Raw genomic sequence first — 15,641 nt, forward strand, 5'->3', positions numbered from 1 at the left:
GCTCCTCGCTCGCGGTGGACGCCTGGCGCCTGCGACGTCGGCGGCGCTGGTCGGTGACGACGGCGGCACTGCTGGGTGTGGCGCCGGTCATGCCTGGTGAGCATCGTGCTCCTCCGCCCCCGCCGCCGCCACCCACCCGGCCCGGATGTGCAACCCGGGCTCACGACGAGCAGGCTGTGACCGTCCCGGTGACCCGGATCACCGATACCTCTTGACGATCCCACCAGATCCCACGTAGAACAACACAAGCGGGCACCGAAAACCACACACCCGGCACTCCACCTGCCGGACGTCCGCACGACTCCGGACCACGCACGGTGGACCAGGTCGACGATCCGCACTTTTTCGGGCTCGAGTCAGGTGACGGGAGGAGACGGGGTGTACGCCGAGGAACGTCAGCACGCGATCGCCGGACTGGTCTCCCAGCGCGGCCGGGTCGCCGTCACCGCCGTCGCCGAGCGGTTCGGGGTGACGACCGAGACGGTCCGCCGCGACCTCGCCGTGCTCGAGCGGGCCGGGATGCTGCGCCGGGTGCACGGCGGCGCGGTGCCCACCGCGGCGCTGAGCGTGACCGAGCCCGGGCTGGCCGAGCGGCGCGGCAGCCACCCCGCCCAGAAGCTGGCCATCGCCACGCTGGCGCTGTCGCTGGTGCCCGAGGCGGGGGGCAGCATCGTGCTGGACGGGGGCAGCTCGACCGCGGCCCTGGCCGGCCTGCTGCCCGGCGACCGCGACCTGCTCGCCGTCACCAACTCCGTGCCGATCGCCACCCGGGTGGCCGCGTCGCCGGGGATCGGCCTGCACGTGCTGGGCGGCCGGGTCCGCGGGGTCACCCAGACCGCCGTCGGCAGCACCACCGAGGCCGCGCTGCGCGAGCTGCGGGTCGACGTCACCTTCCTCGGCACCAACGGGCTGACGCCGGACCACGGCTTCACCACGCCCGACGAGGCCGAGGCCGCCGTCAAGCGGGCCATGGTCCGCGCCGGCCAGCGCGTCGTCGTGCTGGCCGACTCCACCAAGCTCGGCCGGGAGCACCTGGTGCGTTTCGCGTCGGCCGAGGACGTCGACGTCCTGGTCACCGACGCGGGCGCCGACCCGGAGACCGTGACCGAACTCGAGAACCAGGGGATCGAGGTGCTCGTCGCATGAGCCAGATGGTCACGCTGACCGCCAACCCGAGCCTGGACCGCACCCTGGTGCTGCCCGGGCCGCTGGACCGCGGCAGCGTCGCCCGCCTCGGGGTGAGCAGCACCGAGCCCGGCGGCAAGGGCGTCAACGTGTCGCGCGCGGTCGCCGCGGCCGGGGCCGACGTCGTCTCGGTGCTGCCGGCCGCGGCCGACGACCCGATCGTCACCGCGCTGCACGGGCTGGGCCTGCGACTGGCCACCGTGCCGGTGGCCGGGGCGGTGCGCACCAACTACACGCTGGTCGAGCCGGACGGCACCACCACCAAGCTCAACGAACCCGGCAACGCCCTGGACGCCGAGACGCGCGCCGCCCTCACCGAGGCCCTGCGCGGCCACGCCGCCGGCGCCCGCTGGGTGGTCCTCTCCGGCTCGCTGCCGGCCGGCACGCCGGTCGACTGGTACGCCACGCTCGTCCGGGCGCTGCGCGACACCGGTGCCCGGATCGCGGTGGACACCTCCGAGGCGCCCCTGCTGGCCCTGCTCGCCGCCGGCCGGGACGCCGTCCCGGACCTGCTGAAGCCGAACACCGAGGAGCTGGCCCAGCTGGCCGGCGTCCCGGAGGCCGAGGTCGTGGCCGACCCGGCCGCCGCGCTGGCCGCGGTCGCCACCCTGCACGAGCGGGGCGTGCACTCGGTGCTGCTGACCCTCGGCGGGGACGGCGCGATGCTGTCCACCGCCGACGGCGGCCTGTGGTCGGCCACGCCCCCGCCGGTCACCGTGCGCAGCACCGTGGGCGCCGGGGACTGCAGCCTGGCCGGCTACCTGCTGGCCGACCTGGCCGGCGCGGCCCCGGACGAGCGGCTGCGCAACGCCGTCGCCTACGGGTCGGCCAGTGCCTCGCTGCCCGGCTCCGCGGTGCCCACCCCCGACCAGGTGGACGGCTCGCTCGTCCGCGTCGTCCCGGGCCCCCCGATCACCACGGTCGAGCACCCGGCCGTCCCCGTCCCCGTCCCGGCCGCCGGCCGCGACGACCGCTGAACCACCGACGCCGGAGGAACCACCCATGTCCGAACTCATCACCACCGAACTGGTCGCGCTCGACGCCGACCTCGGTGCCGACAAGGGCAGCGTCATCCGGCGCCTGGCGACCCTCGTCGCCGACGCCGGCCGTGCCACCGGCGCCGAGGGGCTGTACGGCGACGCGATGGACCGCGAGTCCAAGGCGGCCACCGGCCTGCCCGGCGGCATCGCCATCCCGCACTGCCGCTCCGCCGCGGTCACCCAGGCATCACTCGCCTTCGGCCGGCTGCGCCCGGCGGTCGACTTCGGCGCCCCGGACGGCCCGGCCGAGCTGGTCTTCCTCATCGCCGCCCCCGAGCACGGCGACGCCGACCACCTGACGCTGCTCACCGCCCTGGCCCGCGCCCTGGTGCGCTCGGAGTTCACCGACTCGCTGCGCGCGGCGACGACGCCGGCCGAGATCGTGCAGCTGGTGCAGGACGTCGTCTCCCCGCCGCCGGCGCCCGCGGACGCCGCCCCGGGTGGCGCCGCGGCCGGTGCCACCGCTGCGGCAGCCGCCGCGCCGGCCGCGGCGAACACCGCCTCGGCCGGGGCGGGCCGCTCGCTGGTCGCGGTCAGCGCCTGCCCGACCGGCATCGCGCACACCTACATGGCCGCCGACAAGCTGACCGCGGCCGCGAAGGAGATGGGCGTCGAGCTGCACGTGGAGACGCAGGGCTCCTCGGGCTCCACCCCGCTGGACCCGGCGGTGATCCGCAATGCGGCCGCCGTCATCTTCGCCGTCGACGTGGGCGTCAAGGACAAGGAGCGGTTCACCGGCAAGCCGGTGATCCAGTCGGGCACCAAGCGGGCGATGAACGAGCCCCAGGTGATGATCCGCGAGGCGCTGGCCGCCGCGGACGACCCGAACGCCCGCCGCGTCGAGGGCGGCGGGGGCGGGGACGCCGCGGCCGCGAACGCCGGCGGCAAGCCGGGCACCGGCACCGAGATCCGCCGCTGGCTGCTCACCGGCGTCAGCTACATGATCCCGTTCGTCGCCGCGGGTGGGCTGCTGATCGCGCTGGGCTTCCTGTTCGGCGGGTACCAGATCGTGAACCCCGACCCGAGCTCCGCCGACGGGGCCAGCTACGCGGCCAACTGGGCACTGAACAACACCCTCTTCAACCTGCCCAGCGCCGCTCCGCTCGAGGGCCTGAACGACGGGCTGCTCGGCTACCTCGGCGCCCTGTGCACCGTGCTCGGCCAAGCGGCCTTCGGCTTCCTCGTCCCGGCGCTCGCGGGGTACATCGCCTACGCGATCGCCGACCGGCCCGGCATCGTGCCGGGCTTCGTCGTCGGCGCAGTCTCGCTGACCGTGGGCGCAGGCTTCCTCGGTGGTCTGGTCGGCGGCATCATCGCCGGCTTCGCGGCGAAGTGGATCGCCGGGTGGAAGCTGCCCACGTGGGCTCGCGGGCTGCAGCCCGTGGTGATCATCCCGCTGCTGGCCACGCTGATCTCCAGCGGGCTCATGGTCGTCCTCCTCGGTCGCCCGCTGGCCGCCGCGCTCACCGGTCTGGGAGACTTCCTCAACGGCCTGACCGGCACCTCGGCGATCCTCCTCGGGATCATCCTCGGCCTGATGATGTGCTTCGACCTGGGTGGCCCGGTCAACAAGGCCGCCTACGTCTTCGCCACCACCGGGCTCACGGCCGCGGCCACCAGCGGCCCCCTCGTCATCATGGCGACGGTGATGGCCGCCGGCATGGTGCCCCCGCTGGCGATGGCCATCTCCAGCACCATCCTGCGGCCGAAGCTGTACACCGCGGCCGAGCGCGACAACGGCAAGGCCGCCTGGCTGCTCGGCGCCTCCTTCATCTCCGAGGGAGCCATCCCGTTCGCGGCCGCCGACCCCCTGCGGGTCATCCCATCGATGATGCTGGGTGGGGCCACCACCGGTGCCATCGTGGCCGGCCTCGGGCTGGAGCTGCGAGCGCCGCACGGCGGCGTGTTCGTCTTCTTCGCGATGAGCAACGCCGTGCTGTTCATCCTCGCCGTCCTCATCGGTGCGCTGGTGGGTGGCGTGGCCGTGACGATCGCCAAGAGCGTCGGTCGCGGCAAGGCCGGTGACGACGCAGCCGTCGCCGCCGGCGACCCCCGCGCCGAGGCCGTGCAGCCCACTCGGCAGGACACTCCCGCTGTGGCCCGCAGCCAGAGCTGACACGATCACCCTGAGATCCGTCCCACACGACGAGAGAGAGGCCCCATGCCCAGCCAGACCGTGACCGTCGGCAGCGCCGTCGGTCTGCACGCCCGCCCTGCCGCCCTGATCGCAGAGGCGGTGAGCAAGTCCGGTGTGCCGGTCACGCTGTCCACGCCCGGCGGCAACCCGGTCGACGCCGGCTCGCCGCTGATGATCATGACGTTGGGCGCCAAGTCGGGCACCGACGTCACCGTCACGAGCGACGACGAGACCGTCCTGGCCCAGATCGCCGAGATGGTCGCCAAGGACCTCGACGCCGAGTGACGGCCTGACCGCACCACCGGCTCGACGGACCACCAGAACCGACACGAACCGCCCGCCGAGATGGCCATCTTGGCGGGCGGTTCGTGTCACATGTGGACCGCGCAGGGTCGCGCGGGTCAGGTCGCGCGGGTCAGAAGGCCAGCGCCGTCCCCGGGTCGTGCAGCAGGGCGCCGACGTCGGCGAGGAAGCGGGAGCCCAGCTCGCCGTCGACGATGCGGTGGTCGAAGGACAGCGCCAGCTGCGTCACCTGCCGGACGGCGATCTTCCCCCTGTGCACCCACGGCATCTCGCGCACCGCGCCGAAGGCGAGGATCACCGACTCGCCGGGGTTGAGGATCGGCGTGCCGGTGTCGACGCCGAACACGCCGACGTTGGTGATCGTCATGGTGCCGCCGGTCATGTCCGCCGGCGCCGTCCGCCCGGCCCGCGCGGTCGCGGTGAGGTCGGCCAGCGCGCCGGCCAGCCCGGCCAGGGGCAGCGAGCCGGCGTCCTTGATGTTCGGCACGACCAGCCCCCGCGGCGTGGCGGCCGCGATGCCCAGGTTGACCTGCCCGTGCACCACGATCTCCTGCGCCGCCTCGTCCCAGGAGCTGTTCACCATCGGGTGCCGCCGGGCCGCGAGCAGCACCGCCCTGGCCACGAACAGCAGCGGGCTGACCTTCACGCCGGCGAGCTCGGGCCGGGCGGCCAGCCGGGTGCGCAGCTTCATCGTGCGGGTGACGTCCACGGTGAGGAACTCGGTGACGTGCGGTGCGGTGAACGCGCTGGCCACCATCGCCGCAGCCGTGTGCTTGCGCACGCCCTTGACCGGGATCCGCTGCTCCCCCGCCGTCCCCCGGACGACCGCACCCTCCTGACGTGAGCCCGGAGAAGTCAGGGGTGACGACGGCGACGACGAGGACGGCGCGGTGGCGGCGTCGACGTCCTCGCGGGTGATCACCCCGCCGGGGCCGGAACCGGTCAGGGTGGCGAGGTCGACGCCGAGGTCCTTGGCGTACTTGCGCACCGGCGGCTTGGCCAGCGGGCGCGGGGCGCCCCGGCCGGGGGCGGCCCGGCGGGAGGTGGGGGCCAGCTCGTCGCGGGCGTTGGCCTCGGTCTGCCGGCCCACCTCCAGCCCGCCGTGCCGGACCGGCTTGACGGTCATGTCCGGCGCGGTGGCCAGCAGGGGGGCGCGCTGGGGCTGGTCGGGCAGCAGCGCGGGCTTCTCGGCCACGCCGGTGCCGTAGTCGGCGCCGGGCAGCACCTGCGGGGCGGTGGCCCGGGCTGCGGCGGCCGACCCGGTGACCCGGGGACGCCGCTTGGCCTCGGTGTTCCGGGGGCCGTAGCCGACCAGCACCGAGGTGCGGCCACCCGGCGCGGGGCCACCGATCAGGCCGGCCTCGACCTCCGGTTCGTCGCCGGCCGCAGGGTCGGGCACCGGGGCGACATCGACCTTCCCGCCGCTGGTGTCGATGGTGATGATCGGCGAGCCGACGTCGACCGTCGTCCCCACCTCGTAGAGCAGCTCGGTGACCGTGCCGGCGAACGGGGAGGGCAGCTCGACGGCGGCCTTCGCCGTCTCCACCTCGCACAGCGGCTGGTTGACCACCACGGTGTCGCCGACGGCGACGAGCCACTGGAGGATCTCGCCCTCGGTGAGGCCCTCCCCGACGTCCGGGAGCCTGAACTGGCGCAGCGATGTCATGGCGTCAGAACCCCATCGACCGGTCGACGGCGTCCAGGACGCGGTCGAGGTCGGGGAGGTAGTCCTCCTCCAGCTTCGAGGGTGGGTAGGGGGTGTCGTAGCCGCCGACGCGCAGCACCGGGGCCTCCAGGGAGTGGAAGCAGGTCTCGGTGACCCGGGCGGCGATCTCCGCGCCGAGCCCCAGGGTGGTGGGGGCCTCGTGCACGACCACGCAGCGGCCGGTGCGGCGCACGGACTCGTAGACGGCGTCCAGGTCCAGCGGGGACAGGGTGCGCAGGTCGACGACCTCGATCGAGCGGCCCTCGTCCTCGGCCGCGGTGGCGGCCTGCAGCGCCGTCTTCACCATCGGCCCGTAGGCCAGCAGGGTGAGGTCGTCACCGGCGCGCAGCACCCGGGAGCGGAACAGCGGGTCGGGCGTGGCGTCGGTGTCGACGTCGGCCTTCTCCCAGTAGCGCCGCTTGGGCTCCAGGAACACGATCGGGTCGGGGCTGGCGATGGCCTGCTGGATGCCGAAGTAGGCGTCGGCCGGGGTGGCCACGGCGACGACCTTGAGGCCCGCGGTGTGCGCGAAGTAGGCCTCCGGGCTCTCGCTGTGGTGCTCGACCGCCCCGATGCCGCCGCCGAAGGGGATGCGGATGACGATCGGCATCGGCAGCCGGCCCCGGGAGCGGGCGTGGATCTTGGCGACCTGGGTGACGATCTGGTTGTAGGCGGGGAACACGAACCCGTCGAACTGGATCTCGCACACCGGCCGGTAGCCGCGCATCGCCAGGCCCACCGCGGTGCCCAGGATGCCGGCCTCGGCCAGCGGGGTGTCCACGACGCGGTCCTCGCCGAAGTCCTTCTGCAGACCGTCGGTGATCCGGAAGACACCGCCGAGCTTGCCGATGTCCTCCCCCATGAGCACGACCTTCGGGTCGTCCTCCATGGCCTTGCGCAGGCCCATGTTCAGGGCCTTGCCCAGGGTCAGCGTGGTCACTTCTCCCCCTCGAAGCTGGCGTGGTAGGCCACGAACTCGGCCCGCTGGCGCTCCAGGTCGGGGGTCTGCTCGGCGTAGACGTGGTCGAAGATCTCGGTGCCGGCCGGGTCGGTCATCTCCAGCGTCCCGGTGCGGATGCGCACGGCGAGCTCGTCACCCTCGGCGTCCACGGCGTCGAAGAAGGCGGCGTCGGCGATGCCCGCGCGGGCCAGGTGCGCCTTGAGCCGGGCGATCGGGTCGCGCAGCTTCCACTCCTCCAGCTCGCTGGCCATGCGGTAGCGGGTGGGGTCGTCGGACGTGGTGTGCGCGCCCATCCGGTAGGTGAACGCCTCGATGAACGTGGGCCCGGAGCCCTCCCGGGCCCGGGCGAGCGCGGCCCGGGTCACCGCGAGGACGGCGAGGACGTCGTTGCCGTCGACCCGGACGCCGGGGAAGCCGAAGCCCGACGCCCGCTGGTAGAGCGGCACCCGGGACTGGCGCTCGATCGGCACGCTGATCGCGTACTGGTTGTTCTGGCAGAAGAAGACCACCGGCGCGGACAGCGACGCGGCCCAGATCAGCGCCTCGTTCACCTCGCCCTGGCTGGTGGCGCCGTCGCCGAGGAAGGCCAGCGCGGCGGCGTCGGCGCCGTCGCGCTGCAGGCCCATGGCGTAGCCGGTGGCGTGCAGGGTCTGCGCGCCGATGACCACCGTGTAGAGGTTCACGCCGGTGGCGACGGGGTCCCAGCCGCCCATGTCGTTGCCGCGGAACAGGCTCATCACGTGCAGCGGGTCGACGCCGCGGGTCCAGGCGACGCCGTGCTCCCGATAGGTCGGGAAGGCCATGTCGTCCGGCGCCAGCGCCCGGCCGGCGCCGACCTGCGCGGCCTCCTGACCCAGCAGGGATGCCCAGATGCCGAGCTCGCCCTGCCGCTGCAGCGCGGTGGCCTCGACGTCCCAGCGGCGCACCAGGGCGAGGTCGCGGTACAGCGAGCGCAGTTCCTCGTCGGTGACGTCGATGGCGTAGTCGGGGTGCTCGACCCGCTCGCCCTCCGGGGTCAGCAGCTGGACGAACTCCGGGCCGCTGTCGGGCTGCTCGGGCAGGTGCGGCGCCCCGGTGCCGGGCACCGGGTCGACCACCTCGGTGGCGTGCTCCAACGCGGTCACGGCTGGCTCCCTACCTCTGGTGTGCTGCCCGGGGTCGCCGGTGAGCACGGTCAGACGGACGTCGACGCCGGGTGTGGCGCCACTCACATGGTGCCACGCTCAGCGCACCGGAGCAGACCACTCCGCCACTTTCTGCGCAACACCCGCCGTCCAGAGTGAGCACAGAGATCAGTCCGGGCGGTTTATGGCGTGGCACACTGAGCAGCGTGCCCGCTGTCGACGCCACCGACGCCCGACTGCTGCTCGCGCTGTCCGCCGACCCGCGCGCCACGGTGCTGGCCCTGTCCCAGCAGCTCGGGCTGGCCCGCAACACCGTGCAGGCGCGGCTCGGCCGGCTGGAGACCAGCGGCGTGCTCGACCCGTTCGAGCGCCGCGTGCGCCCGGAGGCGCTGGGGTACCCGCTGGGCGCCTACGTCACCGTGACCGTGGTGCAGCGCAGCCTGGCCGACGTCAGCGCCGCGCTGGCCGACATCCCCGAGGTGCTCGAGGTGACCGGGCTGTCCGGCGTCGCCGACCTGCTCGTGCAGGTGGTCGCCCGGGACGCCGACGACCTGTGGCGGATCACCGAGCAGGTGCTGGCCATCCCCGGCGTGCAGCGCACCGACACCAACCTGGCGCTGCGCCGGTTCGTCGACCACCGGATGACCCCGCTGCTGGAGCGCGCCGCCGGCCTGGGCGGCTGAGCACGGAAAACCGGGTGCAGCCGCGGTGCGGCGCCCCTACGGTCCACCGCGTGACCGATCCGATCGCCCTGCCCGGCGGGCTCGTGCTGCGCACCGCCGTCCCCGCCGACCGCGGGCAGGTCGAGGCGCTGCTGGTCGAGCGCGGCGAGGAGGGCGACGACGTCGACCACCGGCTCGTCGTCGACGACCCGGACGCCGGCTGGGCGTCCTGCGCGGTCGTGGTCGACGGCGACCGCGTCGTCTCCACCGCCACGCTGCTCGACGAGACCCTCGTGCTGGACGGCGTCGCGCTGCCGGCCGGGCAGGTCGAGCTGGTGGCCACCGCCGCGGGGTACGAGGGCCGGGGCCTGGTGCGCGCGCTGATGGCCTGGGCGCACCAGCGCTCGGCCGACCGCGGGCACCTGCTGCAGGTGATGATCGCCGATCCCGTACTTCTACCGGCTGTTCGGCTACGAGTACGCGATCGACATCCCGCAGGCCCGGCCGCTCGGCACCCCGCCCGCGGGCCGGCCCACGCTGCGCCCGGCCACCCCCGCCGACCTGCCGGCCCTGGCCGCCCTGCAGGACGCCGCCCAGGCCGGAACCGACGTCACCGTGCCGCACTCCGCGGCGCGCCGGCGCTGGTTGCTGGCGCACGACACGAGCACCACGGTCGTGCTCGAGCGGGACGGCGTGGTCGTGGCCACCGCCCGCACCACCCCACCGGACGACGACGTGCTGGTGGCCGAGGCGGCCGCGACGGACGCCGACGCCGCCGAGGACCTGCTCGCCGGCCTGGTGCACGAGGCGGGCGGCGCCGCGCTGCGGGTCGTGGACCGGGTGGGCACCGTGCCGTCGTCGGCGTGGCAGCCACGGCTGGGCGATGCGGACGCCGGGCCCGAGCAGTACTACGTGCGCCTGGGCGACACCGCCACGGTGCTGCAGGCGCTCACCCCCGTCGTGCAGCGCCGGCTGGCCGCCGCCGGACCGGGCGCGCCACGCGAGGTGCTGCTGTCCACCTTCGGCGCCTCCTACGGCTGGGACGTCGCCGCGGACGGCAGCTGGGGCCCGGTGCGCACCGGCGGGCCCGAGCAGTCACCCGGCGCGCGGGGCGGCGCGGGCGTCGCACCGGACGCGCTGCCGGCACTGTTGTTCGGCCAGCGGGGCCTGCGCGGGCTGGCCGCGCTGCGGCCGGACGTCTACGTGCCGCGCTCCTCGGCGGACCTGTTCGAGACGCTGTTCCCGCCGGTCACCGCCGACCTGCTCACCTACTACCTGCCCTGGTGAACGCGGGCTGCCGGTCACGGGCTGGTGCGGTCCACCGGCTGGCGGCCGGGGTGCTGCTCGGCACGACGCTGACCACCGTGGGCGTGCTGGTCGGCACCAACGGCCCGATGACCGCCCTCGGCGTCACCGACCCGCGCACCTGGTCGGCGACCGACCGGGTCAGCGACGTGGTGCCGCACCTGGCCTACGCGGCCGTCGTCCGGGCCACGCTGGACGGGTTCGACCGCGGCTGAGCGGGCTCAGCGCTCCAGCAGGAGCAGGCTGAGGGCGGCCAGCGACGGCCCGTCGGTGAAGCGACCCTCCCGCACCATCAGCCGCAACTGCTCCTCGGTCACGAAGGCGCTGACCATGTCGGCCTCGCTCTCCTCCCGCGCCGTCGGGCCGGGCACCAGGTCGGTGGCCAGCCAGACGTCGAACTCCTGCGTGGACAGGCCGGGCGACTGGTCCAGGTGGCCCAGGTGCCGCAGCGTCCCGGCCCGCAGGCCGGTCTCCTCTGCCAGCTCGGCGCGGGCCAGGTCCTCCGGCGTGCCGCCGGAGCCCTGCGGCCAGGTGCCCTGCGGGAACTCCCACGAGCGCCGCCCGAGCGCGTACCGGAACTGCTCGACCAGCCAGAAGCCGTCCCGCTCGGCGGGCAGCACCAGCGCGAAGTGCGGCTTCTCCACCACGCCGTACAGCCCGGTCGACCCGTCCGCCCGCTCCACGACGTCCTCACGGACCCGGATCCAGGGGTTGCGGTAGACCTCGCGGCTGCTCGTCGTCCTCATCGGCCCAGCGTCGCACCTGCGGCGAGGCCCGTACCGCTCAGCGCCAGCCGCGCTCGTCCACCCCACCCGGCACGGGGGCGGCGGGGTCGTAGGGCGTACGGGTGAAGACGAAGGTGGCCAGGTCCAGGTGGTCGACCGCGATCCGCAGGGTCTCGCCGGCGTAGTAGCCGTCCAGCCCGACCCAGGTGCCGTCCTCACGCGGGGCGAACCGGCTGGCCCGGCCCGCGCGGCCGGGCAGCGGGCCCAGGTGCAGCAGCCCACCGGACCGGGCGCGGAGCACGTGCGGCGCGGGGCCCCAGAACCAGACACCGAGCACGTCCAGCGGCACCAGTGGCGCCGACGGCACCCAGGCGTCGACGACGCGCGGCTCGGCGGCGCGCACGTCGGCCAGCAGCCCGGGCACCAGCGGGTCCAGGCCGCTGGTGGTGTTGGCCAGCTGCACCGCCCCGACCTGCTCCTCCCGGTCGACGAACACCCCGGCCAGGAAGCCGGGCATCGAGCCGCCGTGCCCGGTGAGCGTCCGCCCGTCGACCCGCATCACCTGCAGGCCCAGCCCGTAGGCCGACCAGCCGGGGGCCGAGGAGTCCACGCCGGCCGGCACGCCCATCTCCTCCAGCGTGCCCGGCGCCAGCACGTCACCGGTGTCGCCGAGCAGGAACGCCGCGAACCGGCCGAGGTCGGCCAGGGTCGACCACAGCTGCCCGGCGGCGGCCATCACACCGGCGTCGTGCTCGGGCTCGGGCAGCACCACGTCGGCCCACGGGTGCACCGCCGACCCGGCCGCGGCCCGCCCGCTGGGCCGGGTGGTCGTGCGGGTCATGCCCAGGGGGCTGAGCACCTCGGTGGTGACGACGTCGGCCCAGGACGCGCCGCGGTGCCGCTGCACCAGCTCACCGAGCAGGCCGAAGCCCAGGTTGGAGTAGTGGAACCGCCGCGCCGCACCCAGGACGACGTCACTGGGGTCCAGCCGCAGGTCCTCCAGCGAGCCGCCCTCGACCCGTTCCCACCACCCGCCGGGGCTCTCGCTGCTCAGCCCGGACATGTGCGACAGCAGCTGCCCGACGGTCCGCTCCCCCAGCGGCGTGCCGGGCACGTGCCGCTCCAGCGGGTCGTCCAGCCCGAGCAGGCCCTCGTCGCGCATCCGCAGGACGACGACCGCGGTGACGGTCTTGGAGATCGAGCCGAGCCGGTACTGCACGTCCGTGTGCGGCTCGGCGACGTCGCCGCGCCCGGCCGACCAGGCCAGGCCGCCGTCGCGCACCACCCCGGCGACCAGGCTGGGCGCGCGGCCGTCCCGCTGCACACGGGCGGTGCGCGCCAGCAGGGCGCGCGCCGTCGCCGGCAGCAGCGGCGGCACGGTCAGGGGGCTCTGGCCGGCGGGCGGCAGTGGGTCGGTCACCCGACGACCGTAGTCAGCCGACCGGGGCGGGCGCCGGGCGCGGGAGGCGGCCGGTGCGCTGCGCCCACCGCTCGAACCACACCGTGGTGAACGGCGGGACGGAGGCGAGCAGTGCCAGGGCCGCCGTGCCGAACGACCAGCGCAGCGTCCGCCAGGCCACCAGGGTGACGGCGACGTAGGCCACGAACACCGCCCCGTGCACCGGGCCGAAGACCGTGACCCCGACGTCGGTGACGTCCACGACGCGCTTGAAGAAGATGCCCACCAGCAGCAGGGCCCAGGAGACGGCCTCCGCGATCGCGACGGCCACGAAGACCCGGGCGACGGTCGGGCGGGCGGGTCGATCGCTCATGGCTCGGTCCTCGGGTCGGGTGCTCGGGGTGTCTGCCGGGGTCAACGACCGGGACGGGCACGTCGTCCCGGTCCGGGCTGTGATCCGTCTCCCCCAGGGGCGGGCCCGGACGCGACGGTGCCCCGGTCACCGAGGGCGACCGGGGCACCGTGGTGGCGCGTGGAGCGTGTCAGCCGGCGAGACGGCGCATCGCGGTGATGCTGCCCATCACGTCGATGCTGGCGACCTTCACCACGTCACCCGAGGTCGGGGCGTGGACCATCTGGCCGTTGCCGATGTACATGCCGACGTGGCTGACGGGGCTGTAGAAGAAGATCATGTCGCCGGGGCGCAGGTCGGCCCGGGAGACGGCCTGCCCCATGCGGGACTGCATGGCGCTGGAGTGCGGCAGCGAGATGCCGGCGGCCTTGTAGGCGTACTGCATCAGGCCGGAGCAGTCGTAGGAACCCGGGCCGCTGGCCGCCCACACGTAGGGCTTGCCGCGCTGCGCCATGGCGGTGTCGACGGCGGTCTGTGCCGCGCCGCTGGAGGCCACGATCGGGGTCGACGGCGCCGGGGCCGGCGTCGAGGACCCGCCGCCGGAGGACGACGCGCTCGACGAGCCGGACGACGTCGCGGACGACGACGAGGCGCTGGCGGAGGCCGCCGCCTCCTGCTCGGCCGCGTGCGCGGCGGCGGCGGCAGCCAGCGCGGCGGCCTTCTCCTCGGCGCTGAGGCGGTCGTAGTCGGCCTGGTACTCGGCGATCTGCGACTGCAGGTCGGCCTGCTGCGCGGCGACCCGCTCGACCTGGTCGGCAGCGGCGGCGGCGGTCTCGGAGGCCGCCTTCTCCGCTGCGGCCGCGGCCTCGTTGGCGGCCTGCGCCGTGCCGAGCACCGAGTTGGAGTGGTCGGCGATCGTCTCGAGGGTGCCGACGCGGTCGACCAGCTGGTCGGCCGAGTCGCTGGTCAGCATCGCCTCGAGCGAGCTCAGCTGGTTGCCGGTGTAGGCGCTGCGCGCCACGTCGACGACCTGCCCCTGGGCCGCGGTCAGCGCGGCCTGCGCGTCGGTGACGGCAGCGGCGGCGGCTGCGGCGGCGGCCTGGTCGGTGAGGAGCGTCTCGCGGGCGGTGTTGAACTCCTCGGTCAGGACCTCGAGGTCGTGCCCGCGGGCGGCGATGAGGGCGGCGGCCTCGGCGGAGCTGGTGGGCTCCTCGGTGGGGGCGGCCAGCGCCGGGAGCGGTGCGAGTGCGACGCAGAGGGCGCCGACGACGGTGATGAGGGCCCGGCGACCGGGGTGGACCCGGCCGAGGGCAGACGTGCAGGGGCTCGCCATGTGTGCGGCGACTCTCCGTTTCTTCCCATGGCCGCCTACCGAGTTAGCTGACGGGTTCGGGCCAGGAAGTAGCCCGGCGTGACGATCAGCTGATCGCCCCGCTTCACCCCAGTGCTGCGGTGGGTCCCCGGTCCGGTGGGCCGGCCATGTGCACCGGCCACCAGTTCGGCGGCGTCCGGACGGTGCTCCCCTGCTGGGGAGCGGTCTGACCCGACCGGACCGACACACCGTAGGTCGGAGCACGACTACTGACAAACGGCTGCCGTCCGGTTGTGGACTGCTCTCTGCGACCCGCCGAGGCGTCCGTTACACGGCGTGACAGGCTCGCCCGCGTGCGTGGTCTGGCGCGACGGGAGTTCTGCCTGGTGCTCATGAGGCGGATGGGGGACCTCCGCCCCGATCTACTGCCCGCCGCGCTGACCAGGTTGGACGCCGACCGGGCCGAGGCGCGGGCCGCTCACCAGCGGTGGCAGGAGCTCCGGCACAGCCGTCGCGCACCCCGCGGACTGGCGCTGCGGACCGCCGTCCTCGGCCCTCCGGGCGAGGTGACCGCAGAGAACTTCGGTGACGTTTCTCTCAGTGTGTGTCGGTGGCGGCTCCCGTTGTGGCCGCACCTCGACTGGCAGGTCGTGACAGGGCCGGACGGGGACGTGCTCGACGAGCAGCTCGTCCGGGCGGCGGGCTCGCCGGTGCCCGCCGCCCGGCCGGGCGCGCTGCGGGTGTGGGAGCACGTCGTCGGGGACGTCGCCGACCTGCCGGGAGCGGTCGTCGTCGACCCGGGGGTGACCAGCCGCGTCGAGGTCCACCTGCCGGGCGCCCGGGCCCGGTTCGTCTGGGGCCTGCTGCAGCAGGTGACCACCGATCCACCGGCCGCCGGGGAAACGCAGGCCTGACGCCCAAGCGCTGGGCGACCGACCCGTCACCCGGCCACTTCCGCGGAAACGGCCGCTCCCCGACCAGGCCCGACCCTGCCCACCCGGCCACTTCCGCGGAAACGGCCGCTCCTCGACCAGGCCCGACCCTCACCACCCGGCCACTTCCGCGGAAAGGGCCGCTCCTCGACCAGGCCCGACCCTCACCACCCGGCCACTTCCGCGGAAAGGGCCGCTTGTCGGGTGGGGTTCGCCCGGGCGCGGGTGGGGCATCCTGGAGAGGATCGACGACGACCGAGGAGACCTGAGTGAGCAGCACCCCGCCCGACACCGAGCCCGCCGGCGGCCCGCTGCACGACCCGGACGCTCAGCTGCACGTGCACCCCGGCCCGCGCGACGAGGGCGGCGACGGCGGCATGGCCACCCGCGAGCTCGCCGAGCACCGGACGGACGACGACACCAGCGCGTGAGCACCCTGCGCGGGCGGACGCCGGAGCAGGCGCCCCCGGCAGCAACCCGCCCGCCACCCTGGCGCGGG

The 15,641-nt window shown here is 74.7% G+C and carries 16 protein-coding genes, 1 pseudogene and 1 riboswitch; of the genes and pseudogenes, 10 read left to right on the plus strand and 7 right to left on the minus strand.

Annotated features, from left to right (window positions below):
* Positions 1-378: 378 nt before the first annotated feature.
* Genes G1H19_RS03630 through G1H19_RS03645 form a run of 4 tightly spaced genes read left to right on the plus strand, consistent with a single transcriptional unit; the run spans position 379 to position 4,647 of the window.
* Positions 379-1,146 carry a DeoR/GlpR family DNA-binding transcription regulator gene (locus G1H19_RS03630; RefSeq protein ID WP_162393309.1) on the plus strand — a complete coding sequence of 256 codons (768 nt, stop codon included), beginning with the start codon at positions 379-381 and terminating at the stop codon, positions 1,144-1,146.
* Positions 1,143-2,162 (plus strand): 1-phosphofructokinase family hexose kinase, encoded by a 1,020-nt coding sequence (locus tag G1H19_RS03635; RefSeq protein ID WP_152730271.1) that lies wholly within the window; start codon positions 1,143-1,145, stop codon positions 2,160-2,162. Before G1H19_RS03630 ends, G1H19_RS03635 begins: the two co-directional genes overlap by 4 nt.
* 25 nt (positions 2,163-2,187) lie before the next feature.
* Positions 2,188-4,341 carry a PTS fructose transporter subunit IIABC gene (locus tag G1H19_RS03640; protein WP_152730272.1) on the plus strand — a complete coding sequence of 718 codons (2,154 nt, stop codon included), beginning with the start codon at positions 2,188-2,190 and terminating at the stop codon, positions 4,339-4,341.
* Between the two features lie 45 nt (positions 4,342-4,386).
* On the plus strand, positions 4,387-4,647 hold the full coding sequence (locus G1H19_RS03645) for an HPr family phosphocarrier protein (protein ID WP_152730273.1): 261 nt from the start codon (positions 4,387-4,389) through the stop codon (positions 4,645-4,647).
* 130 nt (positions 4,648-4,777) lie between these two features.
* Here G1H19_RS03645 and G1H19_RS03650 read toward each other — a convergent pair whose 3' ends face one another.
* From G1H19_RS03650 to pdhA, 3 genes are read right to left on the minus strand one after another with little or no spacing between them, the layout of a single operon-like run.
* Positions 4,778-6,331, minus strand: a complete 1,554-nt coding sequence (locus G1H19_RS03650; RefSeq protein WP_152730274.1) for a dihydrolipoamide acetyltransferase family protein — start codon at positions 6,329-6,331, stop codon at positions 4,778-4,780.
* 4 nt (positions 6,332-6,335) lie between these two features.
* Positions 6,336-7,310, minus strand: a complete 975-nt coding sequence (locus tag G1H19_RS03655; RefSeq protein WP_202925974.1) for an alpha-ketoacid dehydrogenase subunit beta — start codon at positions 7,308-7,310, stop codon at positions 6,336-6,338.
* Positions 7,307-8,455: a pyruvate dehydrogenase (acetyl-transferring) E1 component subunit alpha gene (gene pdhA / locus G1H19_RS03660; RefSeq protein WP_162393308.1), complete on the minus strand. Its 1,149-nt coding sequence runs from the start codon at positions 8,453-8,455 to the stop codon at positions 7,307-7,309. The genes G1H19_RS03655 and pdhA overlap by 4 nt, the downstream gene beginning before the upstream one ends.
* Before the next feature lie 206 nt (positions 8,456-8,661).
* Here pdhA and G1H19_RS03665 point away from each other — a divergent pair, with 206 nt between their 5' ends.
* From G1H19_RS03665 to G1H19_RS03675, 4 genes and pseudogenes are all read left to right on the plus strand, one after another.
* Positions 8,662-9,138 carry an Lrp/AsnC family transcriptional regulator gene (locus tag G1H19_RS03665; protein WP_202925973.1) on the plus strand — a complete coding sequence of 159 codons (477 nt, stop codon included), beginning with the start codon at positions 8,662-8,664 and terminating at the stop codon, positions 9,136-9,138.
* A gap of 218 nt (positions 9,139-9,356) precedes the next feature.
* Positions 9,357-9,545 (plus strand): annotated as a pseudogene (locus G1H19_RS24840) (GNAT family N-acetyltransferase); the annotation flags it as partial.
* A 187-nt stretch (positions 9,546-9,732) separates the two neighbouring features.
* Positions 9,733-10,404 carry a hypothetical protein gene (locus G1H19_RS22495; RefSeq protein WP_202925972.1) on the plus strand — a complete coding sequence of 224 codons (672 nt, stop codon included), beginning with the start codon at positions 9,733-9,735 and terminating at the stop codon, positions 10,402-10,404.
* A gap of 50 nt (positions 10,405-10,454) precedes the next feature.
* Entirely contained in the window at positions 10,455-10,637 is a 183-nt protein-coding gene (locus tag G1H19_RS03675; RefSeq protein WP_202925982.1) for a hypothetical protein, read from the plus strand.
* Between the two features lie 6 nt (positions 10,638-10,643).
* Here the strand turns inward: G1H19_RS03675 and G1H19_RS03680 are convergent, their stop codons facing one another.
* The 4 genes from G1H19_RS03680 to G1H19_RS03695 all read right to left on the minus strand — a co-directional run bounded on the left by G1H19_RS03680 (position 10,644) and on the right by G1H19_RS03695 (position 14,231).
* Positions 10,644-11,168 (minus strand): NUDIX domain-containing protein, encoded by a 525-nt coding sequence (locus G1H19_RS03680; RefSeq protein WP_152730275.1) that lies wholly within the window; start codon positions 11,166-11,168, stop codon positions 10,644-10,646.
* 37 nt (positions 11,169-11,205) lie between these two features.
* Complete coding sequence (locus G1H19_RS03685) at positions 11,206-12,567, minus strand: serine hydrolase domain-containing protein (RefSeq protein WP_235928230.1); 1,362 nt, start codon at positions 12,565-12,567, stop codon at positions 11,206-11,208.
* 13 nt (positions 12,568-12,580) lie between these two features.
* Positions 12,581-12,919, minus strand: coding sequence for a DUF3817 domain-containing protein (locus G1H19_RS03690; RefSeq protein WP_152730276.1), 339 nt, complete (start codon positions 12,917-12,919; stop codon positions 12,581-12,583).
* A 169-nt stretch (positions 12,920-13,088) separates the two neighbouring features.
* Positions 13,089-14,231, minus strand: coding sequence for a C40 family peptidase (locus G1H19_RS03695; protein WP_152730277.1), 1,143 nt, complete (start codon positions 14,229-14,231; stop codon positions 13,089-13,091).
* A 17-nt stretch (positions 14,232-14,248) separates the two neighbouring features.
* Positions 14,249-14,412, minus strand: a riboswitch (cyclic di-AMP (ydaO/yuaA leader).
* A gap of 448 nt (positions 14,413-14,860) precedes the next feature.
* Here G1H19_RS03695 and G1H19_RS03700 point away from each other — a divergent pair.
* Both G1H19_RS03700 and G1H19_RS03705 read left to right on the plus strand, forming a co-directional pair.
* Positions 14,861-15,124 (plus strand): hypothetical protein, encoded by a 264-nt coding sequence (locus tag G1H19_RS03700; protein ID WP_152730278.1) that lies wholly within the window; start codon positions 14,861-14,863, stop codon positions 15,122-15,124.
* Positions 15,125-15,411: 287 nt separating this feature from the next.
* Complete coding sequence (locus tag G1H19_RS03705; protein ID WP_162393270.1) at positions 15,412-15,573, plus strand: hypothetical protein; 162 nt, start codon at positions 15,412-15,414, stop codon at positions 15,571-15,573.
* The last annotated feature ends 68 nt before the right edge of the window (positions 15,574-15,641 follow it).

This window comes from Goekera deserti, from assembly GCF_010685995.1.
Lineage (GTDB): Bacteria > Actinomycetota > Actinomycetes > Mycobacteriales > Geodermatophilaceae > Goekera > Goekera deserti.

Bases quoted from the DNA above. Each gene is read 5' to 3' on its own strand.
- G1H19_RS03635 (WP_152730271.1), top strand. From the start codon at position 1,143: ATGAGCCAGATGGTCACGCTGACCGCCAACCCGAGCCTGGACCGCACC.
- G1H19_RS03640 (WP_152730272.1), top strand. From the start codon at position 2,188: ATGTCCGAACTCATCACCACCGAACTGGTCGCGCTCGACGCCGACCTC.
- G1H19_RS03645 (WP_152730273.1), top strand. From the start codon at position 4,387: ATGCCCAGCCAGACCGTGACCGTCGGCAGCGCCGTCGGTCTGCACGCC.
- G1H19_RS03650 (WP_152730274.1), bottom strand. From the start codon at position 6,331: ATGACATCGCTGCGCCAGTTCAGGCTCCCGGACGTCGGGGAGGGCCTC.
- G1H19_RS03680 (WP_152730275.1), bottom strand. From the start codon at position 11,168: ATGAGGACGACGAGCAGCCGCGAGGTCTACCGCAACCCCTGGATCCGG.
- G1H19_RS03690 (WP_152730276.1), bottom strand. From the start codon at position 12,919: ATGAGCGATCGACCCGCCCGCCCGACCGTCGCCCGGGTCTTCGTGGCC.
- G1H19_RS03695 (WP_152730277.1), bottom strand. From the start codon at position 14,231: ATGGCGAGCCCCTGCACGTCTGCCCTCGGCCGGGTCCACCCCGGTCGC.